The sequence below is a fragment of the Vulcanococcus limneticus LL genome (genome assembly GCF_002252705.1).
Lineage (GTDB): Bacteria > Cyanobacteriota > Cyanobacteriia > PCC-6307 > Cyanobiaceae > Vulcanococcus > Vulcanococcus limneticus.
This window is the reverse complement of record NZ_NQLA01000001.1, coordinates 111,227-133,653: the sequence shown is the minus strand read 5'-3', so window position 1 is coordinate 133,653 and position 22,427 is coordinate 111,227. Positions and strand designations below refer to the sequence as shown.

Below are 22,427 nucleotides of genomic sequence, written 5' to 3'. Positions count from 1 at the left end.
GTGGTCGCAGCGACCATTCCAGCCCAACCGGACAGCCAGGCGCGGCTCAGCCGAGGGAGGGAAGCCGGCCCAGGGCCAGCAGGGCCTCGCTGGCCGCAGCGGCAAGCTGCTGGCCGGCGGGGTGGGCGGCGATCTGGACAGCGCTATGGGCGGCCAGATCGGTCGCCAGAGCTGTGGTGCTGGCCTCATAGAGGTCGATCGCCACCCGCGGCCAGAAACCGATCACCAGGGTGGGCACCAGCAGGCACAGCCCGATCACCAGCTCGCGGGGGTTCATGTCGCCCACCACGGCCAGGGCCGGGATGCGCGGGCCGAAGAACACGCGGCGGCAGAGGCTGAGCAGATACACCGGCGTGAGCACCAGGCCGATGGCCGCCAGGATCACGGTGATCACCCGGAAGCCGGTGGTGAAGTCTGCGTTGCTGGTGACCCCGAGGAACACCGTGATCTCGCTCACGAAGCCGCTCATGCCCGGCAGAGCCAGGGAGGCGAGGGAGCTGGCCAGGAAGAAGGCGAAGGTGATGGGAAGCACCTTGGCCAGCCCACCCATGTTGGGGATCGAGAGAGTCTTGGTGCGCTCGTAGAACACGCCGGTCACGAAGAACATGGCGGCGGCGATCAGGCCGTGGCTGATCATCTGCAGCATCGCGCCGCTCATCCCCAGGCTGTTGACGGCGCCGATGCCCAGGAGCACGAAGCCCATGTGGCTCACCGAACTGCAGGCGATGCGCCGTTTCACGTTGTCCTGGGCGAAGGCGTTCAGCGCCCCGTAGACGATGTTGACGATGCCCAGCACGATCAGGGCCGGCGCCAGCTGCAGATGGGCCTCGGGCAGCATCTGCACGTTGAAGCGCAGCAGGGCGTAGCCGCCCATCTTCAGCAGCACGCCCGCCAGCAGCATCGACACCGGCGCGTTGGCCTCGCCGTGGGCATCGGGCAGCCAGGTGTGCAGCGGGAACATCGGCAGCTTCACCCCGAAGCCGATCAGGAAGCCGAGGTAGCAGAGCAGGCCGAAGCTGCCGCCGGGACTGCGGGCGGCGAGCTCACTGAGATTGAGGGTAAAGGGGCCGTTCAGGGCCAGGGCCAGGCCGCTCAGCAGGATCAGCAGTGAGGCGGTGGCCGTGTACAGGATGAACTTGGTGGCGGCGTACTGGCGCTGCTGACCGCCCCAGATGGCGATCAGCAGGTACACCGGCACCAGCTCCAGCTCCCAGGCCAGGAAGAACAGCAGGAAGTCCTGGGACAGGAACACCAGGGCCTGGGCCGAGGCCTGCACCAGCAACAGGGCGAAGTAGAGGCGCGTCTTCTTCTGGATGTTCCAGCTGGCGGCCACCGAAAGCAGGGTCACCAGGCCGGAGAGCACCACCAGGGGGGCCGAGAGGCCATCGGCCGCCAGGGACCACTCCAGCCCCAGGGATGGCACCCAGGCGAAGCGTTCCACCAGCTGGAGATCGGCCAGGGAGCCGTCGAAGCGCTGGCTGAACACCCAGAGCATCAGGCCGAGGTCCGCGGCGAGGGTCGCCAGGGCGACGGCGCGGGGCAGCTTGGGATCGGTGCCGTCCCCGGGCAGCAGCATTAGCAGCGGCGCCACGGCCACCGGCAGCAGCGTGATCAGGCTCAGCCAGGGGAAACTGCCGAGGTTGGACGCGGCCGTGAGGGGCAGATTGGCGTCCATCTCAGCTTGATCGGGGGGAGATCGGTCGGACGACAGCCCAGGAGAAGCCAGCCGCTGGCCGCGCTGGCGGCCCTGCAGTGACGACGCTGAGACGGCAAGAGTGCTGCCGCAACGCGCCCCGTGGGATGCAACCCAACGCTGTCAATGTATCAGTTTAGGTATTTTTACTCAGCCATGGTCTCCCGCCATGGTGGCGTGCGGGAGGGCCGGTTCAGAGGGGGTGCCAGCGGCTGCCGGCCTGCTGCAGAGGCAGCACCTCGGACCTCGACGCTACGCCTTCGCCCTCCCAGGTGCGCACCATCGCCCGACTCACGGCCGCAGCAGTGGCGCGGCTGCAGAGGGCCAGCAGGCTGGGGCCCGCCCCGCTGATCACACAGCCCCAGGCCCCCGCCTCCAGGGCGGCCTCCCGCACCCGCCGGCCGCCCTGGATCAGGCCCCAGCGGTAGGGCTCGTGGATGCGGTCGTGCATGCCATCGGCGATCAGATCGCCGTTGCCGGTGCGCAGCCCCTGCAGCAACAGGGTGAGGGAGCCCAGGTTGGTGACGGCATCGGGGATCGCGATCACCTTGGGCATCACCCGCCGCGCCTCGCTGGTGGAGAGGCGGATCGCCGGGATCGCCACCACTGCCAGCACCTCCGGCGACCATTCGCAGCGGATCACGCGCCAGCGGTGCGAGGCGGCCTTGGCGGTCATGCACAGCCCCCCCAGCAGCGAGGGCACCACGTTGTCGGGGTGGCCCTCGATGTCGATCGCCAGCTCCAGCAGCTTCTCACGGCTGAGCGGTTCGCCGATCAGGGCGTTGGCCCCCATCAGTCCGGCCACGATGGCGGTGGCGCTGCTGCCCAGGCCCCGGGCCGGCGGCACCGCCAGGCGCACCCGGGCCTCGATCGCCATCGGCTGCTCGCCCGCCTCCTTCCATACCCGCTGGGCCGCCCGGTAGACGAGGTTGTCGGGCCCACCGCGCAGGTGGGAGCCCTCACTGCCCTCGATGATCAGATCGAAGCGTTCGTCGTCGCCGTCGATGCGGCGCAGTTCAAAGCGGTTGTTGAGATCGAGGGCAGCGCCGAGGCAATCAAACCCGGGGCCCAGGTTCGCCGTTGTCGCCGGCACATCCACCACGACGCCCTGTCCGATGCGCGGGCGCACCATGCCTGTCCTTCTGCTCGGGCCAGTGTCCCACCCGCCGGTGACGGGCTCCGTCAGGCGGCCAGCAGCATGCGGGCACGGCAGGCGGCGCTGAACAGCCCGGCTTCTGGGTCGGTGAGGGCCGTGACCGGCACCTGGGCCAGCACCGGACTGAGGCGCCCCTTGGCCCGCAGGGGCGCCAGGAAGGCCGGCGAGCGCAGCCCATCCAGCAACTTGGCCGCCGTGCCGCCGCCCACCCAGAGCCCGCCCAGACAGAGGCTTTGCAGGGCCAGATCACCGGCCACCGAGCCATAGGCCCCCAGCCACAGTCCCAGGGCGCGGCCCGCCAGGGGGTCGCCGGCCGCGGCGGCCTGGGCCGTGAGGGCTGGCAGGTCCGGCGGCGCGGCTGGGGCTGGGCCTGCGGCAGCGGTCTCGGGATGTCGCCAGGCCCGGGCCGCGGCAGCCAGAGCGTGCTGGCCATCGGGATCGTCACCGGCGAGCACCCAGCGCATCACCTCACCCAGGCCGGTACCGCTCACGATCCGCTCGATCGAGACCCGCTCCAGCCCCCGGTCGGCCTGCAACCACTGCTGGAGGGCCCACTCCTCGGGGGTACGGGGGGCAAAGGCCGCGTGGGCGCCCTCGCTGGCCACAGCCACCAGGCCGGCAGCTGTCGGTACACCGATCGCCACCCCCAGGCCGGTGCCGGCACCGAGGATCGCCAGGGGCGCCCCGGGATCGGACGCCGGATTCGCGGGATCGAGCGGGACCTGCTGCAGGGGGGAGAGGTGGGGCAGGCCGTAGATCAGCACGGCGAAATCGTTCACCAGCTCCAGCCGCTCCAGGCCGCAGGCGCCCGCCAGGGTTCCCTCCTCCAGCTCCCAGGGCAGGTTGGTGAGCTTCACGCGGCCGTGGCGCACGGGGCCAGCCACGGCGAAGCAGGCCACAGCTGGGGGCTCCTGGAGGGGAGGTCCCTGGCGCGGCGGCTCCCCCGCAGCGCCGCCAGCCAGGAAGTGGTTCACCAGGGCGGCGAAGTCAGCCCACTCGGCGGAGGGAAAGCGCTCGGCCCGCTGCTGGATCAGGGCGGAGTCCTCCAGCCGGTAGGTGGCCAGCAGGGTCTTGGTGCCACCGATATCGCCCGCCAGCAGGGTGGTCATCGGACTCTCCTCAGGCGCTGGCGCTGAAGGTGGCCGGCAGGCCCAGGCCCGCGGCCCGGAGGGCATTGGCGCCGGCGGCGGCCGCCACCAGATCGGCCACGGCCACGCTGCCCAGATCCCCGTCGCGGCGACTGCGCAAGCTCACCTGGCCGGTCTCGGCCTCCTTGGCGCCGATCACCGCCAGCACCGGGATCTTCATCTGCTCGCCGTTGCGGATCAACTTGCCGAGGCGATCGCCGGAGTGGTCGATCGTGGCGCGCACGCCCGCAGCAGTCAGCTGGCTCTGCAGCTCCTCGGCATAGGCACGCACCTCATCGGTGACCGGCAGCAGACGGATCTGCTCTGGCGCCAGCCAGAAGGGGAAATCACCGGCGTAGTTCTCGGTCATGATCCCGAAGAACCGTTCCAGGGAGCCGAAGATGGCCCGGTGGATCATGATCGGCCGCTGACGCGTGCCATCGGCGGCCACATACTCCAGCTTGAAGCGATCGGGCAGGTTGAAGTCGAGCTGGATGGTGGAGCACTGCCACATCCGGCCGATGGCATCTTCGATCTTGAGATCGATCTTGGGGCCGTAGAAGGCGCCGCCGCCCTCATCGATCTTGTAAGCCCAACCCTTGCGGTCGAGGGCCTCAATCAGGCCCTGGGTGGCCAGGTCCCACACGGCGTCTTCGCCGATCGACTTCTCCGGGCGGGTGGAGAGGTTGATCTCGTAGTTGCGGAAATCGAAGGTGCTGAGAATCTGCTCGGTGAGATTGAGGATACGCAGGATCTCATCGCTGATCTGCTCGGGCAGGCAGAACACATGGGCGTCGTCCTGGGTGAAGCCGCGCACCCGCATCAGCCCGTGCATCACACCGGGGCGCTCGTAGCGATACACGGTGCCCAGCTCGGCCCAGCGGATCGGCAGCTCCCGGTAGCTGCGCAGGGTGCTGGCGTAGGTGAGCACGTGGAACGGGCAGTTCATCGGCTTGAGCTGGTATTCCCGCTCATCCACCTGCATCGGCCCGAACATCGACTCCCGGTAGAAGTCGAGGTGGCCGGAGGTCTTCCACAGGCTGATGTCGGCCACGTGGGGCGTGTACAGCAGCTCGTAGCCAGCCGCAAAGTGCAGATCACGCCAGAGGGTCTCGATCAGCAGGCGCATGCGAGCGCCGCGGGGATGCCAGAACACCAGGCCCGCGCCGGCTTCATCCTCGATCGAAAACAGATCCAGGTCGGTGCCGAGGCGGCGGTGGTCCCGGCGCAGGGCTTCTTCTTTACGGCGCTTGTATTCGGCCAGCTGCTCGGCGGTTTCCCAGGCGGTGCCGTAGATGCGCTGCAGCTGGGCCTTGGTCTCATCGCCGCGCCAGTAGGCGCCGGCCACGCTCTCCAGCTCAAAGGCCTTGGCGTTCAGCTCACCGGTGTTGGCGACGTGGGGGCCGGCGCAGAGGTCCCACCACTCCTCGCCCAGGGTGTAAAGGCTGATCGGCTCGCTGATACCGGCCAGGATTTCCAGCTTGTAGGGCTCGTTCTGGGCCTGGATCCGGCTCTCCGCTTCAGCACGGCTCACCTCGATGCGCTCGAGAGGGAGCTTCCTGTTGATGATCTTGATCATCTCCTTCTTGATGGCCTTGAGGTCGGCCTCGGTGAAGGGATCGGGGCTGTCGAAGTCGTAGTAGAAGCCGTTCTCGGTCCAGGGGCCGATCGTCACCTGGGCCTTGGGGAACAGCCGCTGCACCGCCATGGCCAGCACGTGGCTCATCGAGTGGCGGATACGCAGCAGTTGGGGGCTCTCGCTGGTTTTGGGCAGGGGAATCGGGCTGGCGGCAGCGCCAGGGGCCCCGGCGGGAGCGGTGGTCAGGGTGGCCGCGCTGCTGCTGAGGGATTGGTCGGCAGAGCGGGTCGCAGTCACGGCAGGCAGGCAGGCAAACCCGATCCTACGCAGCCCAAATCGGCCTCCTTAGGCTGGGGATGTGAGCGTTCCCCCTCCCCCACCGGATTCGGTCGAGTTGCTCGACCAGTTGCTGGCCTCCCTGTTCGAGGACTTCGAGACCTGGTTCCGCCGCGGCCTGGTGCTGCTCGACTGCGCCCCGGAAAGCCTGCTGCCCGCAGCGGAGCGGGAGCAGCTGCGGGCCGATCTGAGCGAGGGCCTGGCGGGCCTGGCCGCCACCCGGGCCCTGCGCCGCGCCTCTCCCACCCCCATGGCCGTCGACATGGATGCCATGACCCCATGGCACCGGCTGATGATGCGGGTCTGGAACCTGTCGTCTCTGCTGCGGGGGGCGGGGGTGCCCCTGCCGGACCACGGCGCCCCATGACCCAGGCCCGCCCGCTGGCTGCCCGCCCGCGGCAGCGCCGCAGCCTGGCCGCGGGCTATCTGCTGTGGGCCCTGGCGCTGGTGGGGCTCTGCGGTCTGCAGCGCTTCTACGCCCGCAAACCCGTGAGCGGCACCCTCTGGCTCTGCACCCTGGGGCTCTGCGGCGTGGGCCAGCTGCTGGATCTGTTCCTGATCCCCGCCCTGATCGAGCAGGCCAACCGGCAGGGCGACGGCCTGGCCCTTGGGCAGCCGGTCGATCGCCAGCTGCTGGCCCTGGCCCGCCGCAGCGGTGCCGCCGGCTTCACCCTCAATGACGCCCTGCTGGAGCTGCAGCTGCCCGCCGATCTGCCGCGGGAGCGGGTGCGGGAGGAGGTGGAGCGGCTGCTGTTCGACCACCTGCTCGATGTCGGCAACGATGAGCGGGGCCGGGTGGTCTACCGGGAACCCTGAACTTCAGGCCTGCTCAGCGCTGCGAGCGCGGCGCAGGCTGGCGACGTAGAAGCGCTCCAGCTCCTCGGCGCGCTTGACGGGCTGGCCGTAGGCGCTGGCGCCGGCCAGGGTCGGGAAGGAGGCCCACTCGCCGGCCAGGCGGGCCATGGCCTGGCGATCCAGGCCGCCGCGGTCGATCGCCCCCAGGGCACCACGGCGCTCCACGAGATACAGGGCGGCCTGGTCCTGGCTGGCGGGATCGAAGCGGGCCAGCCGCAGCTTGCGCGACGCCTCGCTCCAGGTACCTGGCAGGAACTGATAGGCCCCGGCTGCGGCGCTGGCGTAGCGCTTCACCACCACGATTTCGGGGTGGCGCTCCAGGCTGGCGAAGCGGCCGCCGCCGTAGAGGGTCCGGTAGCCCTCCTGGCAGCCGCCGAGCCAGGTGCCCTCGGCATAGCGGATCGTGTTGAGCAGGGCGCGGCGCTCGGGGGTGATGGCGTAGTGGCCGGCGGGGCGGGGCAGGGCGGCGGGGCGAGCGGCCGGGGCCCCCGTTGCCACTGGTCCGCTGGCTGCAGCGGGCCGCTCCTGGGCCTGGGCCGCCGCCGACTCCGGCCTGGACCCCACCAGCAACGGCAACGCAAGGACAGAGGCCAGGGTGCAGCGCAGGAGCAGGTGGGGCGTGGAACCGGGCAGCGGGCGACGAACCATGGGCAAGCGGGCAGGGAGCGGTCGGTTGAGCCTGCTGGCCCGAGCATTCCCAGGGGGAGGCCCCCTCGAACCGCCCTGGACAAATGCGACCCACCATGCCTTCGACCCATGCCACCCCAGGCGGAACTCAGCCGCGACGCGTCTGGGAGCCGTGAGACACGGCGATGTGCGCCCGCCATGGGCCCAGGCCCTTCCCCGATCCCAGCGCCTGGCCCCACAGCGAAACGAAGCCCCGCTTCAATCAGCCAAGCTGATGGTTGGAGTCCAATAGATCAGCCCCGGGCCAGGAATCCCAGGGCCTCGCGGGTGCGCTCCAGGGTGGCCTGGGCCACCGCCTGGGCCCGTTCACGGCCGGCCGCCAGCACCCGATCCAGTTCCGCCGGATCGGCGCTGAGCTCGGCATAGCGCTGCTGCACCGGCCGCAGCGCCTCCACGGCGGCCTCCGCCAGCAATGGCTTGAAGGAGCCCCAGCCCATGGCGGCACACTCGGCAGCGGCGACCTCGCGGCCCTTGCCGCTGAGAATCGCGTAGAGGCCAAGCAGGTTGTCGGTTTCGGGCCGCTCGGGATTGCCGAACTCCAGGCCCATCACGGGATCGGTCTTGGCGCGCTTGATCTTCTTGGTGATCAGCTCCGGCGGATCCAGCAGCGTGATGCGCGAGCCCTCGTTGGGGTCGCTCTTGCTCATCTTGCTGCGGCCATCGGTGAGGCTCATCACCCGGGCGCCCTCCTTCAGGATCAGGGGTTCGGGCACCTTCAGCACCGGAATCGGCTCGCCATCGGCGCCCTTGCGGCCGAAGCGGGCGTTGATGCGCTGCTGGGCGATGTCGCGGGCCAGCTCCAGGTGCTGCTTCTGGTCCTCGCCCACCGGCACCAGATCGGCGTCGTAGAGCAGGATGTCGGCCGCCATCAGCACCGGGTAATCCAGCAGCCCCACCGACACCTGGTCGCCCTGCTTGATCGCCTTCTCCTTGAACTGGATCATCCGCTCCAGCCAGTTGAGCGGCGTGACGCAGTTCAGCAGCCAGGCCAGTTCGCTATGGGCCGGCACATGGCTCTGCACGAACACGGTGGAGCGGGCCGGGTCGATGCCGCAGGCCAGATAGAGCGCCGCCGTCTTGCGGGTGTCCGCCGCCAGCTGGCCCGGCTCGTGGGGCACGGTGATGGCGTGCAGGTCCACCACGCAGAAGAAGGTGTCGTGGCTGTCCTGCAGGTGCACCCAGTTGCGGATGGCGCCGAGCCAGTTGCCCAGATGCAGCGCCCCGGTGGGCTGAACCCCGGAGAGAACCCTTGCGCGCTGCATCCCTAACCCAGACGGTTGGGCGGATTCTGCCCTGGGGGCGGACCCCCGCCGGCGTCAGGGGCCGGCGGGGGCTGGAGCGATCAGGCCTCGGCGGCGCTGGTCTCGGGGGTGGCCTCAGTGCCGACTGCCGGCCCTTCGACGGCGCTGACATCTGCGGTACCGTCACCACCGATCTCGGCGGACTCGCTTGCCAAAGCGACCTCGGCCGTGTCGGCGGCGGCAGGCTCGCTCTCAGGGACGGCGGCAGCCTGCGGCTTGCTGGGCCTGGCGAAGGGGTTGGCCCGCTGGACGCCCCGCTCACCGCGGCCCTCACCTCGAAAGTCCCCCCGGCCTTCACCCCGGCCCTCGCCGCGACGGCCCCGGCCCTCGCCCTGGGGGCGGCTGCCGGCCTGGGCACGGTGCTGGGCCAGCACCTCGTCGAGCTTGCCCTCCTCCAGCAGCTGGGCCACGGTGCGGATCGAGAGGCCCAGGGCGGCCACGGTGGAGCGCAGCCCGAAGGCCTCCTGCACGGCCCGGGCGGCCCGCAGCTCGTTGTCACTCAGGCGGATGCGGAAGCCACCCTGGTCCCGGCTGCCACCGTCACGCTGGCCGCCCTCGCGGGGGCCGCGGCCGCCGGGGAAACGGCCCTCTCCACCCCGTCCGCCGTCCTGGCGCTCCTGGGACCGGCCCGCGTCGTTCAACCCGTCGGCCATGGCCGCAACCCTTTAAATCAGGGGCAAGTGTGACGCATGGCGGTGGCCGCAGGCCAGCACCACTCCAGCCGGTGCGGCTCGGCGCTGCCGGCGCGGGCCAGCACCAGCAGGGGCAGCGGCCGGGGGCCCGGCGTCTGCAGGTGGCGGCGGTAGAGATCGAGCAGCAGCAGATAGCGCTCCAGGGTCCAACCGGGGCCCGGCTGGTCCTGGGCCCGCCAGAAGCGGCGCAGGGCGCGGCTGCAGGCCTCGCGGCCGAACTCCTCCCAGCAGCGCTCCTGGGCCAGCTCCGCCGTCAGCCCCTGGCGGCGCAGCTCGCGGAAGCGCACCAGCTCCGGGGCCTCGGGGCTGGCATCCGGCGGCAGCACCTGGGCCAGCCGCCGCACCGGCACCACCTCCAGCCTCAGCCAGCAGCGCTCCAGCAGCAGCACAGGCAGCTCTCCATGCCACAGCTTCTCCCGCTGCTGCTGCGCCAGCAGCCGATCCAGCCGTTGGCGCAGCCGCGGCGTCTGCAGGGCACTGCTCTGCAGGGCGTTGTCGGCCATGGACCTCAACCGTGGGCTCCCTGGAAGGTGATCGCGGCCATGGCGTAGTCGCGCGGCTCGAGGTGGATCGTGCAGCGCACCGGCCCGAAGCGCTCGGCCAGGTGTTCCTCCACCGCCTCGGTGATGGCGTGGGCGCTGGTCAGGTCGTCGGCGTCCACCACCATGTGCAGCTCGATGAACACACGCTGGCCCAGCACACCGCGGCTGGCGATGTCGTGCACGTTGAGAACGCCAGGCACCCCCATCGCTACCGCGTGGATGGCCTCCGGCGCGATCGCAATCTGGTCCACCAGCCACGGAAGGTTAGCCCGCACCACCTGCCAGCAGGCCCTCAGCAGCAGCAGGCAGAGGGGGATGGCCACCGCCACGTCGAACCAGGTCTGGCCCAGCCACACCACCCCCGCCAGGCCCAGCAGCACCATCACGGTGGTCCAGATGTCGCTGGTGGTGTGGCGGGCGTCAGCCAGCAGCAGCTGGCTGTTGAGGCGGCGGCCGGCGCGGAGCTCGTAGCCCGCCAGCAGCAGATTGCAGCCCAGAACCAGCAGCAGCAGCACCAGCTCCTGGCTGTCAAGCCGCAGGGGCTTGAGGCCCGTGGACAGGCGCATTACGGCGGTGCGCAGAATCTCGAAGGCGGTCAGCAGGATGAAACCGGCGATCGCCAGGGCCCCCACCGCCTCGTACTTGTCGTGGCCGTAGGGGTGGTCACGGTCGGGCTCCGGATCGGAGAGACCGTTGGTAACCAGCCCCAGCAGGCTGGAGAGTCCGTCGGTGGCGCTGTGCATGGCATCGGCCAAGACCGCCAGCGAGCCACTGGCCAGGCCTACCACCAGCTTCACCAGGCTCATGGCCACATTCACCGCCAGAGCCACCAGCAGGACCCGCTTCACCTCCTGACGGGTGTCACGGGCCAGGGGGGTCCTGACCACGGCCTCCCTGGCCCAGGACTCGCCACTGGCGCCCGCGCTGGCCTGGCTGAAGACGGATCCCATGCAGCTTCCTCGCCCGACGGCCATCCGAGCCCCAAGGTATGGGCTCCCGGCCGCTGCGGCTGGTGTCGCTCGACGCCATCGGCCTGGGCAGGCCGCGGGGCCTGAGCTAGAGAGGCTCGGACCAGACCGCCAGCCCCCGTCGCCCCGGCGGCCGGGCCCGTGCTCCTCCGGCCTTGACCACACCCAACTCCAGCCCCTCCCCTCCGAGCGCCTCCGGCTCAGTCCCCTCGGGGTCCGGCCCCCTGGGCACCGGCCCTGTGGAGGCCGTCCTCAGGCCCGCCCTGCCGGCACTGCGGCGCTGGTGGCCCGTGGGGGCCGCGGTGCTCGGCGGTGGCTGGCTGCTGGGTGACAGCCTGCACCTCTCCCTCTCGTCCGTCGTGGCCCTCTCGGCCGCCGCCGGGGGACTGTGGCTGCTGAACGGCCGCAGCCGACCCGTGGCGCCACGCCTGCCGGCCTCTTCCCAGGGCTGGCTGAGCCGCTGTGAGGCCGTGCTGACGCAGTTCGAGCTCCTGGAGGGCACCGAATCGCCAGCCTTACCGGGCCGCCGCGCGGCCCTGGCGGCCCTGCAGGCACGCCAGGAGCGCTCCCACCTGGATCTGGCCCTCGTGGGCTGCGACCTGCCCGATCCCCAGCTGCAGGCCCTCCTGGCCCAGGCCTGCCGCGCCCCCCTGCCTGTGCGACTGCACTGGGGCCTGCCACTGCCGGCCACCAGCCCCAGCTGGCAGTGGCCGGAGCTGTTCGAGCGCTGCGACCACCTGCTCTACTGCCTGCCGCTACCGCTGCGGGCCTCGGACCTGCGCTGGCTGGAAGCCCTGCCGGGGGGACAGTCGGTGTGGCTGCTGGTGGAGCGCGGCGAGGAGGCGGGCTGGCTCCAGCGCCAGCAGGAGCTGGAGGGGCAGCTGCCGGAGCGGCTGCGGCAGCGCTGGCTGGCCTGGAATCCCGCCAGCCGCGACGGCACGGCCCTGGCCGAGGCCCTGGCACCCCTGGCGGCTGAGCTGGGTCGGGGCGGCCAGCTGCAACTGGAGCGCACCCACTGCCGCTGCCTCGAGCAGCTGCACGGCCGCTGGCAGCTGGAGCTGGAGGCCCTGCGTCGCGCTCGCTGGCAGGCCCTGGTGACGCGCACCCAGTGGACGGTGGCGGCGGGCGTGGTGGTGGCGCCCCTGCCCAGCCTGGATCTGCTGGTGCTGGCGGCAGCCAATGGGCTGATGCTGCAGGAGATGGCGAAGCTGTGGAACTGCGACTGGTCGGCGGAGCAGCTGCAGGCGGCGGCCCGGGAACTGGCCAAGGCTGCCCTCACCCTCGGGGTCGTGGAGTGGAGTTCCCAGGCCCTGGTCTCGCTGATCAAGCTGCACGGCGCCACCTGGCTGGTGGGCGGAGCCCTGCAGGCCCTGAGCGCGGCCTACCTGACCCGGGTCGTGGGCCGGGCCATGGCCGACTACCTGGCCCTGGCCTCCGGCGTGCCCGAGGACCAGCTGGCGGTCCTGCTGCAGCGGCAGGCCCCGCTGCTGGTGGCGCGGGCGGCCGAGGAGGAGCGGCATGACTGGGCCGGCTTCCTGGAGCAGGGGCGCCGCTGGTGGCGCCAGCAGGCCCTGGCCGCCGGCGCCACCTGACACGCAGGGACCCGACAAGTCGAGACTTAACAACTCTTCATGAAGCTTTCGCGAAGTACTTCACGAAGAAAGACGAAGGTCTCTCACGTTCGTTGTCGTTCGCCGAGGGCTTCGAACGGGCTACCTAGCGTGGCTGTGCCACATCCCGTGGCATTCCCGTACTCATTCGGTCCATGACCACTGCCCTTCGCAGCGGCCGCGCTGGAAGCTGGGAAAGCTTCTGCAAGTGGGTCACCTCCACCGACAACCGCATCTATGTGGGTTGGTTCGGTGTGCTGATGATCCCTTGCCTGCTGTCGGCCACCATCTGCTTCATCATTGCCTTCATCGCGGCTCCCCCCGTCGATATCGATGGCATCCGCGAGCCCGTGGCCGGCTCCTTCCTGTACGGCAACAACATCATCTCCGGCGCTGTCATCCCCAGCAGCAACGCCATCGGCCTGCACTTCTATCCCATCTGGGAAGCAGCCAGCCTGGATGAGTGGCTCTATAACGGCGGTCCCTATCAGCTGGTGGTGTTCCACTTCCTGATCGGCATCTCGGCCTACATGGGCCGCCAGTGGGAACTCTCCTACCGCCTGGGCATGCGCCCCTGGATCTGCGTGGCCTACAGCGCCCCGCTGTCCGCCGCCTATGCCGTGTTCCTGATCTACCCCTTCGGTCAGGGCTCCTTCTCCGACGGCATGCCCCTCGGCATCTCGGGCACCTTCAACTTCATGCTGGTGTTCCAGGCCGAGCACAACATCCTGATGCACCCCTTCCACATGCTGGGTGTGGCTGGTGTGTTCGGCGGCAGCCTGTTCTCTGCCATGCATGGCTCACTGGTGACCTCCTCCCTGGTGCGTGAAACCACGGAGACCGAGTCCCAGAACTACGGCTACAAGTTCGGCCAGGAAGAAGAGACCTACAACATCGTGGCTGCCCACGGTTACTTCGGTCGCCTGATCTTCCAATACGCCAGCTTCAACAATAGCCGCAGCCTCCACTTCTTCCTTGGTGCCTGGCCTGTTGTGGGCATCTGGTTCACCTCCATGGGCATCAGCACCATGGCGTTCAACCTGAACGGCTTCAACTTCAACCAGTCGATCCTGGACGGCCAGGGCCGCGTGCTCAACACCTGGGCTGACGTGCTCAACCGCGCCAACCTGGGCATCGAAGTGATGCACGAGCGCAATGCCCACAACTTCCCCCTCGATCTGGCCGCGGCCCAGGTGACACCCGTCGCCCTGACCGCCCCCGCGATCGGTTGAGGGCCATTGGCCCCTGCCGCCCTGCGGCAACCCCAGAGCCCCCGCTGCGGCGGGGGTTTTTTCGTAGGCTCCACCCGTCGGGCGATCGCCCATGGTCCTCTCATCGATCGGCCGCGGCTCAAGCCCCCAGCGGGTGCACCGGCGCCTGGCCTGGGCCCTGGTGGCCGTGGGCCTGGTGGCCCTCTCGCTCGCCGGCTGCAAACCCGGACGCCAACCGGAGGGGCAGCAGCAGGGGACGGCTGCGAGCGGCAAGCCCCGGGTGCTCACCACCTTCACCGTGATCGCCGACATGGCCCGCCAGGTGGCGGGGGATCGGCTGCAGGTGGAGTCGATCACCAAGCTGGGGGCCGAGATCCACGGCTACGAGCCCACCCCCAGCGACCTGCAGCGCGCCAGCGGCGCCCGGCTGATCCTGGAGAACGGCCTCAACCTTGAGCGCTGGGCCGAGCGCTTCCATGCCGGCCTGCCGGGCGTGCCGCGGGTGACCCTGAGCGCCGGCATCACCCCCCTGCCGATCGCCGAAGACGCCGGCCGCGGCCAGCCCAATCCCCACGCCTGGATGTCGCCACAGCTGGCCGAGATCTATGTGGAGAACCTGCGCGCCGCCTTCACGACCATCGATCCGGCCGGCGCCGCCACCTACCGGCGCAACGCCGATGCCTACCGCCGCCAGTTGCGCCAACTCGATCGCGAGTTCCGCCAGGCCCTTGCCACCCTGCCTGCCGAGCAGCGGGTGCTGGCCAGCTGCGAGGGGGCCTTCTCCTACCTCGCCCGCGACTACGGCCTGCAGGAGGCCTACCTCTGGCCCGTCAACGGCGAGAGCCAGGTGACCCCCCAGCGGATGGCCCGCCTGATCGATCTGGTGCGCCGCCGCCGCGTGCCGGCGGTGTTCTGCGAGAGCACCGTGAGCGACGAGGCCCAGCGCGAGGTGGCCCGCGAGGCCGGCAGCCGCTTTGGCGGGGTGTTCTACGTCGACTCCCTCTCGCTGCCTGATGGGCCTGCCCCGAGCCTGCTGGGGCTGCAGCGCCACAACCTGCGCACGCTGGTGCAGGGGCTGCGCGGTGCGGGAGGCTGAGGCGATGGTTGATCCACCCCGCGGGACCTTCCCCTACGGCTCCTCTCCAACCCCAGCAGCCCACACGGCGGCCCAGCCGCCCACGCCCCTGCCACCCGAGCGGATCACCGTGGAGGGTCTGTGCGTCGACTACCACGGGGTGGTGGCCCTGCACGAGGCCTCGCTGCGGGTGGCCGCCGGCAGTATCTGCGGCCTGGTGGGCATGAACGGGGCCGGGAAGTCGACCCTGTTCAAGGCGCTGATGGGCTTCGTGCGGCCGTCGCGCGGCACGATCCGCATCAACGGCGCCCCCCTGGCCCAGGCCCGCCGCGAGCAGGCCGTGGCCTACGTGCCCCAGACCGAAAGCGTCGACTGGAACTTCCCGGTGAGCGTGGCCGACGTGGTGATGATGGGCCGCTACGGCCGCATGAACCTGCTGCGCCGCCCCCGGCCCCAGGACCGCCAGGCCGTGCGCGAGAGCCTGGAGCGGGTGGCCCTGTGGGACCTGCGGGACCGTCAGATCGGCGAGCTCTCCGGCGGCCAGCGCAAGCGGGCCTTCCTGGCCCGAGCCCTGGCCCAGGGGGCCACGGTGCTGCTGCTCGATGAGCCCTTCAACGGCGTGGACATCCGCACCGAGGGCCTGATGGTGGAGCTGTTCGAGCAGTTCCGGCGCGAGGGGCGCAGCGTACTGATCTCCACCCACGACCTGGCCCACGTGAGAGGCTTCTGCGACCAGGTGGTGCTGATCAACCGAACCGTGCTGGCCTACGGGGCGATCGACGAGGTGTTCACCGAGGAGAACCTGGCACGCACCTTCAGTGCCGTGATGGCCGGCCTGGAAGCCAGCCCCGGGGGAATCCGCTGATGGAGGCCCTGCTCTGGCTCACGGAGCCCCTCAGCCACGCCTTCATGGTGCGGGCCCTGCTGGTAAGCCTGCTGGTCGCCACGGTCTGCGGCCTGCTCTCCTGCTTCCTCACCCTCAAGGGCTGGGCCCTGATGGGGGATGCGGTGTCCCACGCCGTGATGCCCGGGGTGGTGATCGCCTACGCCCTGGGGCTGCCCTTCGCGGTGGGGGCCTTCGTGTTCGGCGTGGGTTCGGTGGCGCTGATCGGCTACATCAAGCAGATGACGCGGATCAAGGAGGACACGGTGATCGGCCTGGTGTTCACCGGCTTCTTCGCCCTGGGCCTCACCCTGATCTCGAAGCTGCGCAGTTCGATCGACCTCACCCACATCCTGTTCGGCAACGTGCTCGGCATCAGCACCGCTGACATCCAGCAGACCCTGCTGATCAGCGCCCTGGTGCTGGCGGTGCTGCTGGTGTTCCGGCGCGACCTGATCCTGTTCTGCTTCGATCCCACCCACGCCCGCTCGATCGGCCTCAACACCGGAGCGCTGCACTACCTGCTGCTGGCGGTGCTCTCCCTGGCGGCCGTGGCGGGCCTGCAGACGGTGGGCATCATCCTGGTGGTAGCGATGCTGGTGACCCCCGGCGCCACCGCCTACCTGCTGAGCGACCGCTTCGATCGGATGAGCTGGATCGCGATCGCCTCGGCCATGCTCTCCAGCGTGGTGGGCATCTACGCGAGCTACTGGCTCGATGCCTCCACCGCCGGCTGCATCGTGCTGGTGCAGACCGGACTCTTTCTGCTGGCCTTCCTGCTGGCTCCCCGCCACGGCCTGCTGGCCCAGCGGTCCCGCTGAGGTTGGTCGTGACGGGGCGTGAGACGGGGGTTGAGCTGAAGACGATGACCGCCGCACGTCGCGAGCAGTCCTGGCCCTGGTGGCCACTGCTGCCCCTCTATCCCTACGGCCGGCGCCGCACCCTGGTGCGGGAGTTGATCCCCGATCAGCTCTGGGGCTTCGAGCAGTTGCAGGGGGTGTTCTACGTGGCGGTGCCGATCCGGATGACGGTGGTGCGGCTGCGGGCCGGTCTGCTGCTTTACGCGCCGGTGGCGCCAACCGGGGAGGTGCGTTCAGCCCTGCGGGAGCTGGAGGAGCGCTTCGGCCCGGTGACCACGATCGTGCTGCCCACGGCCTCAGGGCTGGAGCACAAGCTACCGGTGCCCCCCATGGCCCGGGCCTTCCCCTCGGCCCAGGTGTGGGTGACGCCCGGCCAGTGGAGCTTCCCGCTGCGGCTACCCCTGAGCTGGCTGGGTTTCCCCACCGAGCGCACGCGGGTACTGGGTGAGGACGGCTGGCCCCACCCTGGCGAACTGCTGTGGGAATCGCTCGGGCCCCTGGATCTGGGGGTGGGGCGCTTCCAGGAACTGGCCTGCCTTCACCGGGCCAGCGGCGCCCTGCTGGTGACCGATGCCCTGGTGGCGATCGGCGCCGAGCCCCCTGAGCTCTTCGCGGCGGACCCCACACCGCTGCTGTTCCATGCCCGCGAGCGGGGCGACGAGCCCCTGCTGGATGGCCCGGAGCAGCGGCGGCGCGGCTGGCGGCGGCTGGTGCTGTTCGCCTCCTATCTGCGGCCCGAGCCCCTGGCGGTGCCGCCCCTGGCTGAGGTGCTGGGCCAGGCCCTGCGGCCAGGGCTGCGCAGCCCGCGCAGCTACTTCGGCCTCTACCCGTTCCGCTGGCGGCCCGGCTGGCAGGCGGCCTTCGAGGCGCTGCTGGAGGCCGGGCGGCCCCGGCTGCAGATCGCGCCGGTGCTGGAGCGGCTGGTGTTTCCACGGGCCCGCCAGCCCCTGCTGACCTGGCTGCGGCGCCTGGCGAGCCTGGAGGGCGTGCGCTGGCTGGTGCCCGCCCACTACGAAGCACCGATCCCCTGCTCCCCCGAGCAGTTGGCGACCCTCGCCGATCAGATCGAAGCCCGGCCCTGGGCCCCCCGGGAGGGGAACTGGGCCTATCTGGCCGGCATTGACGATCGCCTGCTGCAGCTGGGGGTGGTCCCCGAGCAGCCGCTGAGCTGAGGCCAGGTGAGGCCCGGGAGCCTCAGAGCTTCAGCTCGCCCGGATCGACGTCCTGGTCCGCGTCGACAAACAGGGAGGCTTCCAGCTCCATGCGCTGTTCCATCTGGCGCAGGAAGTAGCCAGTCATCATCGCCGAGGCCAGCAGACCGGCCAGGTTGTCGCGGCTGGCCTGGATCTTCACCTCGAACTGTTCGCCGGGCAGCATGCCCAACAGTCCCTGGACGTTGTGGCGAATGATGTCCTGGATGTCGCTGCTGGCCGAGCGAGCCACCCGCTGCAGCACGTCGGGAGACTGCTCCTGGAGGTACTGGATCAGCGAATTGGAGCCGATCGCCTCGTTCTCGCTCGTCAGGAACTCCGGGTTGAACATCTCCGGTGTGCTCCGCGTCACGCGGCAACCCTACCCCAACTGGTTGAGGCCATCCCTGAGGCCCTGGGGGGAGAACCGAATCGGACCGAGCCGGTCCAGGGGCCAGTAGCGGAACACGGCGGTGCCGATCACCTCCCGGCTAGGCAGCGGTCCCCAGAGATGGGAATCCAGACTGGCGTTGCGGTTGTCGCCCAGCACCATCAGCCCGTCCTCGGGCACCGTGAGCGGGGGCAGGCTGTAGTCCATCGCCTCGCTCAGCCAGGGCTCCGCCACCGGCGTGCCGTTGCGGATCAGCTGGCCGTCCCGCACCTCCACCACATCGCCCGGCTCGGCCACCACCCGCTTGATCAGGGCGGCCTGCGGGTCGTAACCGGCCGCCACCAGGGCCGGCGGGGCATGAAACACCACGATCGTGCCGGGGGGGAGAGGACGGTGCAGCCGCGGCCGCAGCTTCTCCACCAGCACCCGGTCCTGCAGCTGCAGGGTGGGCAGCATCGAACCGGAGGGGATCCAACGGGGTTCCACCACCACCCAGCGCAGCAGCAGGGCCAGGGCGACCCAGGCCAGCAGGGGCAGCCAATGCCGCAGCCACCCCCGCAGGCCCTTGGACTCGGCGCCGCCGCCGCCGTCGGGCCCGGCGCCGGCCGGAGGGGATGGGGTATCGGCCATGGGGGACGGTCCGGTCAGCATGATCGGTCCATCCTCACCAGCCGCCGGCGCCGGTGCCCGCTTCTGCCTTCCCCACCAGTACCGCGGCGAACCTGCGGGCCGCCCTCAGCCTGCTGCTGGCACTGCGGCGCCAGGGCCTGCGGCGCCTGGTGCTCTGCCCCGGCAGTCGCTCGGCCCCCCTGGCGGTGGCCGCGGGCATGCTGGAGCGCCACGGCCTGCAGCTGCTCACGGGCGTGGATGAACGCTCCGCCGCCTTCCTGGCCCTGGGGCTGGGGCGGGTGGACGGGATGCCGGCCGCGGTGGTGACGACATCCGGCACCGCGGTGGCCAACCTCCTACCGGCGGCGGTGGAGGCCGACAGCGGCAGTGTGCCGCTGCTGCTGCTCACGGCGGATCGCCCCGTGCGGCTGAAGGGCTGCGGTGCCAACCAGACCGTGAACCAGGAGCAGTTCCTGGCGGCCAGCTGCCGGGCCTGCCTGCACGGCGACGGGCGGGGCCTGGCGGCCATGGATCAGCAGGCGATCGGAGTCCTGGCCGACCGCGCCTGGGCCGCCGCCCTGGAGACCCCGGTGGGACCGGTGCACCTCAACCTGCCCTTTGAAGAGCCGCTGCACGCCGGAGCGGCGGAACTGGTGGAGCTGGCCGCCGAGCTTGCCATGGTCGCCGGCGCTGGCGCCGCACGGGCGGAGGAGGCCCCCAAACCGGTGCGGGAGCGGGCGCGCGAGCCTTTGGCCAAAGCCGAAGGCCCTGGGCCTGGCGGCCAGAGCCAGGCCCAGGCCGATCTCCTCGGCGGCCTGGATCCCGATCGAGCGGGAGTGGTGGTGGCAGGCCCCTGGCGAGGCACCGCCGCCGAGCTGGGGCGCTTTGCCGCCGCCCTGCTGCGCTGGCAGCGGCGCACGGGCTGGCCGGTGCTGGCCGATGGCCTTTCGGGCCTGCGGGGCTGGCCCGGCCTGGAGCTGGTGGCCGCCTACGACCTGCTGCTGGCCGAGCCCCCCGGACAGCTGGCACCCCCCCAGCTGCTGCGCCTGGGCCCCATGCCCGCCAGCCGCCGCCTGCAGCAGTGGATCGCCGCGGCCAGCGGCCCCCAACTCCTGATCAGTGAAGCCGAACCGCGCAACCTGGATGCCACCGGCAGCGCCACTGTCCGCCGCGGCGAGGGCCTGGCCGCCTGGCTGGAGCGGATCTGGCCATGGCTTGCAGGCGACGAGGCATCCGCTGCCCCAGCCCCAGGGGCCGAGGCCCTGGCCGGGCACTGGCGGCGGGCCGAGGGCCTGGCCCAGGCGGCACTGGATCGGGACCTCAACCTGCACCTGGATCACACCGAGGGCACCGCTGGCGCTGGAGGGGAATCCAAGCCCCCCGCCGCCGAGCCCGCCCTGGCGCGGGCCCTCAGCCGCCTGCTGCCCGCCGGACTGCCGCTGATGCTCGCCAGCAGCAGTCCGGTGCGGGACTGGGAGAGCTTCGCCGATCCGGCCGCCCCCCAGCGACGGGTGCATGGCTTTCGCGGCGCCTCCGGCATCGACGGCACCCTCTCGATCGCCGCCGGTCTGGCCCTGGCCGAGGGAGAGCTGGTGCTGCTCACGGGGGATCTGGCCCTGCTGCACGACGCCAATGGCTGGCTCTGGCGCCGGCAGCTCGACACTGCGGGCTGCCGGCTGACGGTGGTGCTGGTGGACAACGGTGGCGGCGGCATCTTCGAGCAACTGCCAATCCGCCCCCAGGCCGAACAGGCGATGGATTTCGAGCGCCTGTTCGCCATGCCCCAGACGGTGGACCACGGCGCCCTGGCGGCCGCCCATGGGGTTCCGGTGCGGGCTCTGGCGAGCCTGGCGGAGCTCGGAGCGGCCCTGAGCTGGGCGGCGGAGCACCCGATGGCCCTGATCGAGCTGCGCACCGGCCGCCGTGCCGATGCCCTGCTGCGCCAGCACCTGCGGGCGACGGTGGCCCGGCAGCTGGCCAGCCGGCCCATGACAAGGGAGCTGCGCTGAACCAGGCTGCGATCCCTCCGGGCAGGAAGACCCTGGGGACACCCCAGGCCGCGCCGCAGAATGGCCCCACCACCAGCCTGGCCGATGCTCACCCCGCAGCCATCTTCCGCGCGCTGGATCCCCCAGGGGAGCTACTCCGACATCCTCTTCGACCTGTGCGAGGAGGGGATCGCCCGCATCACGATCAATCGCCCCCACAAGCGCAACGCCTTCCGGCCGCGCACGGTGAGCGAGCTGTTCGACGCCTTCTCACGGGTGCGCGACAACCCGGCCATCGGCGTGGTGCTGTTCACGGGGGCCGGTCCAGCGGCCGACGGCGGCTGGGCCTTCTGCGCCGGCGGCGACCAGAGCGTGCGCGGCGATGGCGGCTACGTGGACGACGAGGGCCTGCCGCGGCTGAACGTGCTGGATCTGCAGCGCCTGATCCGCAGCCTGCCCAAGGTGGTGATTGCCCTGGTGGCCGGCTACGCGATCGGCGGCGGCCAGGTGCTGCACCTTCTCTGCGACCTCTCGATCGCGGCCGAGAACGCCGTCTTCGGGCAGACGGGTCCGCGGGTGGGCAGCTTCGATGGCGGCTTCGGCGCCAGCTACCTGGCCAGGCTGGTGGGCCAGCGCAAGGCGCGCGAGATCTGGTTCCTCTGCCGCCAGTACAGCGCCGAGCAGGCCCTGGCCATGGGCCTGGTGAACCAGGTGGTGCCCCTGCAGGAGCTGGAGGCCGAGGGGGTGGCCTGGGCCCGGGAGGTGCTGGGCCACAGTCCCACCGCAATCCGCTGCCTCAAGGCCGCCTTCAACGCCGAAACCGACGGCATGGCGGGACTGCAGGAGCTGGCCGGGCAGGCCACCCACCTCTTCTACCGGACCGAGGAGGGCCGCGAAGGCCGCAATGCCTTCCTGGAGAAACGGGCGCCGGACTTCTCCGGCTCGCCCTGGCTGCCGTAGGGCCTGGCCTCGCTAGGGTCCAGGCAGCGACCTGAACTCTGCGCCGCCGTGCTGCCGCGGTTTCCCGTCTCTCTGGTCCTGCCACTGGCCCCCGTTCGGCTTGCCCCGCTGCTTCTCGCCGCCGCAGCCGGCCTGGGAGCCCTGGCGCCAGCCGCCGGCCACGCCCGCCAGAGCGACCCGATCCCCCCGGCGGCCCCGCCGATCAGCGATGGGGTGGCCCTGGCCGCAGTGCCGGAGGAGCTGCGCCTGCAGACCGGCCTGCACCTGGTGCTGGATCGCAGCAGGCGCCAGTTGATGGTGCTGGAGGATGGCGAGCTGCGTCGCCGCTTCCCCGCCGCCGTGGGCATGGTGGGCTGGGAGACGCCGGCGGGCCGCTTCCAGGTGATGGAGAAGCAGGTCGATCCGATCTGGGAGCACCCCGAGAGCGGCAAGCGCGTGGGCTCCGGCCCCGCCAATCCCCTGGGCAGCCGCTGGATCGGCTTCCACCGCGACTGCACGGGCCGCAAGGGCTGGGACGGCGAGCGCTACCTCGACGTCCAGGGCTGCGTGGTGGCGGGCTTCCACGGCACCCCCCACCGCTGGACCGTGGGCCGCGCCATCTCCCACGGCTGCGTGCGCCTGTACGACGAGCACGTGCGCGACCTGTTCGACCTGGTGCAGGTCGGCACCCCGGTGACCGTGCTGCCCTGAACTGTGCTGCCCTGAATTGTGCTG

The 22,427-nt window shown here is 70.9% G+C and carries 22 protein-coding genes; 11 read left to right on the top strand and 11 right to left on the bottom strand.

All coding sequences use genetic code 11. From position 1 onward, the window contains the following. Positions 1 to 46 precede the first annotated feature (46 nt). The 4 genes from CJZ98_RS00720 to thrS form a co-directional block, all read right to left on the bottom strand. Positions 47 to 1,675, bottom strand: coding sequence for an NAD(P)H-quinone oxidoreductase subunit 4 (locus CJZ98_RS00720; RefSeq protein ID WP_094587584.1), 1,629 nt, complete (start codon positions 1,673 to 1,675; stop codon positions 47 to 49). Between the two features lie 211 nt (positions 1,676 to 1,886). Continuing rightward, entirely contained in the window at positions 1,887 to 2,825 is a 939-nt protein-coding gene (gene thrB, locus CJZ98_RS00715; RefSeq protein ID WP_094587583.1) for a homoserine kinase, read from the bottom strand. Between the two features lie 50 nt (positions 2,826 to 2,875). Further along, positions 2,876 to 3,958: a glucokinase gene (locus CJZ98_RS00710; protein ID WP_094587582.1), complete on the bottom strand. Its 1,083-nt coding sequence runs from the start codon at positions 3,956 to 3,958 to the stop codon at positions 2,876 to 2,878. A 10-nt stretch (positions 3,959 to 3,968) separates the two neighbouring features. Continuing rightward, entirely contained in the window at positions 3,969 to 5,702 is a 1,734-nt protein-coding gene (gene thrS / locus CJZ98_RS00705) for a threonine--tRNA ligase (protein WP_232756091.1), read from the bottom strand. Between the two features lie 211 nt (positions 5,703 to 5,913). Here thrS and CJZ98_RS00700 point away from each other — a divergent pair, with 211 nt between their 5' ends. Together CJZ98_RS00700 and CJZ98_RS00695 are read left to right on the top strand one after the other, a co-directional pair. Next, the gene (locus CJZ98_RS00700; RefSeq protein ID WP_094587581.1) at positions 5,914 to 6,258 is read left to right on the top strand and encodes a DUF2605 family protein; all 345 of its coding nucleotides are present in this window, start codon (positions 5,914 to 5,916) and stop codon (positions 6,256 to 6,258) included. Beyond that, positions 6,255 to 6,707 carry an NINE protein gene (locus tag CJZ98_RS00695; protein ID WP_094587580.1) on the top strand — a complete coding sequence of 151 codons (453 nt, stop codon included), beginning with the start codon at positions 6,255 to 6,257 and terminating at the stop codon, positions 6,705 to 6,707. Before CJZ98_RS00700 ends, CJZ98_RS00695 begins: the two co-directional genes overlap by 4 nt. A 3-nt stretch (positions 6,708 to 6,710) precedes the next feature. Here the strand turns inward: CJZ98_RS00695 and CJZ98_RS00690 are convergent, their stop codons facing one another. The 5 genes from CJZ98_RS00690 to CJZ98_RS00670 form a co-directional block, all read right to left on the bottom strand. Next, positions 6,711 to 7,394: a glycoside hydrolase family 24 protein gene (locus CJZ98_RS00690; protein WP_232756073.1), complete on the bottom strand. Its 684-nt coding sequence runs from the start codon at positions 7,392 to 7,394 to the stop codon at positions 6,711 to 6,713. A 272-nt stretch (positions 7,395 to 7,666) separates the two neighbouring features. After that, the gene (gene trpS / locus CJZ98_RS00685) at positions 7,667 to 8,695 is read right to left on the bottom strand and encodes a tryptophan--tRNA ligase (protein ID WP_094587579.1); all 1,029 of its coding nucleotides are present in this window, start codon (positions 8,693 to 8,695) and stop codon (positions 7,667 to 7,669) included. Positions 8,696 to 8,775: 80 nt separating this feature from the next. Beyond that, the gene (locus tag CJZ98_RS00680) at positions 8,776 to 9,387 is read right to left on the bottom strand and encodes a hypothetical protein (protein WP_232756072.1); all 612 of its coding nucleotides are present in this window, start codon (positions 9,385 to 9,387) and stop codon (positions 8,776 to 8,778) included. Between the two features lie 17 nt (positions 9,388 to 9,404). After that, positions 9,405 to 9,929 (bottom strand): hypothetical protein, encoded by a 525-nt coding sequence (locus CJZ98_RS00675; protein ID WP_094587578.1) that lies wholly within the window; start codon positions 9,927 to 9,929, stop codon positions 9,405 to 9,407. A gap of 5 nt (positions 9,930 to 9,934) precedes the next feature. Next, on the bottom strand, positions 9,935 to 10,840 hold the full coding sequence (locus CJZ98_RS00670) for a cation diffusion facilitator family transporter (protein WP_094587674.1): 906 nt from the start codon (positions 10,838 to 10,840) through the stop codon (positions 9,935 to 9,937). Positions 10,841 to 11,091: 251 nt separating this feature from the next. On the opposite strand from CJZ98_RS00670, the gene CJZ98_RS00665 reads away from it, so the two are divergent. The 6 genes from CJZ98_RS00665 to CJZ98_RS00640 all read left to right on the top strand — a co-directional run bounded on the left by CJZ98_RS00665 (position 11,092) and on the right by CJZ98_RS00640 (position 17,747). Next, complete coding sequence (locus CJZ98_RS00665; RefSeq protein WP_232756071.1) at positions 11,092 to 12,528, top strand: YcjF family protein; 1,437 nt, start codon at positions 11,092 to 11,094, stop codon at positions 12,526 to 12,528. 173 nt (positions 12,529 to 12,701) lie between these two features. After that, positions 12,702 to 13,778: a photosystem II q(b) protein gene (gene psbA / locus CJZ98_RS00660; RefSeq protein WP_094587577.1), complete on the top strand. Its 1,077-nt coding sequence runs from the start codon at positions 12,702 to 12,704 to the stop codon at positions 13,776 to 13,778. A gap of 91 nt (positions 13,779 to 13,869) precedes the next feature. Then, positions 13,870 to 14,853 carry a metal ABC transporter substrate-binding protein gene (locus CJZ98_RS00655; protein ID WP_094587576.1) on the top strand — a complete coding sequence of 328 codons (984 nt, stop codon included), beginning with the start codon at positions 13,870 to 13,872 and terminating at the stop codon, positions 14,851 to 14,853. A gap of 4 nt (positions 14,854 to 14,857) precedes the next feature. Continuing rightward, on the top strand, positions 14,858 to 15,697 hold the full coding sequence (locus CJZ98_RS00650; protein WP_094587672.1) for a metal ABC transporter ATP-binding protein: 840 nt from the start codon (positions 14,858 to 14,860) through the stop codon (positions 15,695 to 15,697). Next, on the top strand, positions 15,697 to 16,536 hold the full coding sequence (locus CJZ98_RS00645; protein WP_094587575.1) for a metal ABC transporter permease: 840 nt from the start codon (positions 15,697 to 15,699) through the stop codon (positions 16,534 to 16,536). The genes CJZ98_RS00650 and CJZ98_RS00645 overlap by 1 nt, the downstream gene beginning before the upstream one ends. 44 nt (positions 16,537 to 16,580) lie before the next feature. Then, positions 16,581 to 17,747 carry a DUF4336 domain-containing protein gene (locus CJZ98_RS00640; RefSeq protein WP_094587574.1) on the top strand — a complete coding sequence of 389 codons (1,167 nt, stop codon included), beginning with the start codon at positions 16,581 to 16,583 and terminating at the stop codon, positions 17,745 to 17,747. A gap of 22 nt (positions 17,748 to 17,769) precedes the next feature. Here the strand turns inward: CJZ98_RS00640 and CJZ98_RS00635 are convergent, their stop codons facing one another. Together CJZ98_RS00635 and lepB are read right to left on the bottom strand one after the other, a co-directional pair. After that, positions 17,770 to 18,117 (bottom strand): DUF760 domain-containing protein, encoded by a 348-nt coding sequence (locus CJZ98_RS00635; RefSeq protein ID WP_094587573.1) that lies wholly within the window; start codon positions 18,115 to 18,117, stop codon positions 17,770 to 17,772. 30 nt (positions 18,118 to 18,147) lie between these two features. After that, on the bottom strand, positions 18,148 to 18,786 hold the full coding sequence (gene lepB / locus CJZ98_RS00630) for a signal peptidase I (protein ID WP_094587572.1): 639 nt from the start codon (positions 18,784 to 18,786) through the stop codon (positions 18,148 to 18,150). A 53-nt stretch (positions 18,787 to 18,839) separates the two neighbouring features. Here lepB and menD point away from each other — a divergent pair, with 53 nt between their 5' ends. The 3 genes from menD (at position 18,840) to CJZ98_RS00615 (ending at position 22,403) form a co-directional block, all read left to right on the top strand. Beyond that, the gene (gene menD, locus CJZ98_RS00625) at positions 18,840 to 20,774 is read left to right on the top strand and encodes a 2-succinyl-5-enolpyruvyl-6-hydroxy-3-cyclohexene-1-carboxylic-acid synthase (protein WP_232756070.1); all 1,935 of its coding nucleotides are present in this window, start codon (positions 18,840 to 18,842) and stop codon (positions 20,772 to 20,774) included. Between the two features lie 84 nt (positions 20,775 to 20,858). After that, positions 20,859 to 21,713, top strand: coding sequence for a 1,4-dihydroxy-2-naphthoyl-CoA synthase (gene menB / locus CJZ98_RS00620; protein ID WP_094587571.1), 855 nt, complete (start codon positions 20,859 to 20,861; stop codon positions 21,711 to 21,713). A gap of 51 nt (positions 21,714 to 21,764) precedes the next feature. Next, the gene (locus CJZ98_RS00615; protein ID WP_390625473.1) at positions 21,765 to 22,403 is read left to right on the top strand and encodes a L,D-transpeptidase; all 639 of its coding nucleotides are present in this window, start codon (positions 21,765 to 21,767) and stop codon (positions 22,401 to 22,403) included. Positions 22,404 to 22,427 lie beyond the last annotated feature (24 nt).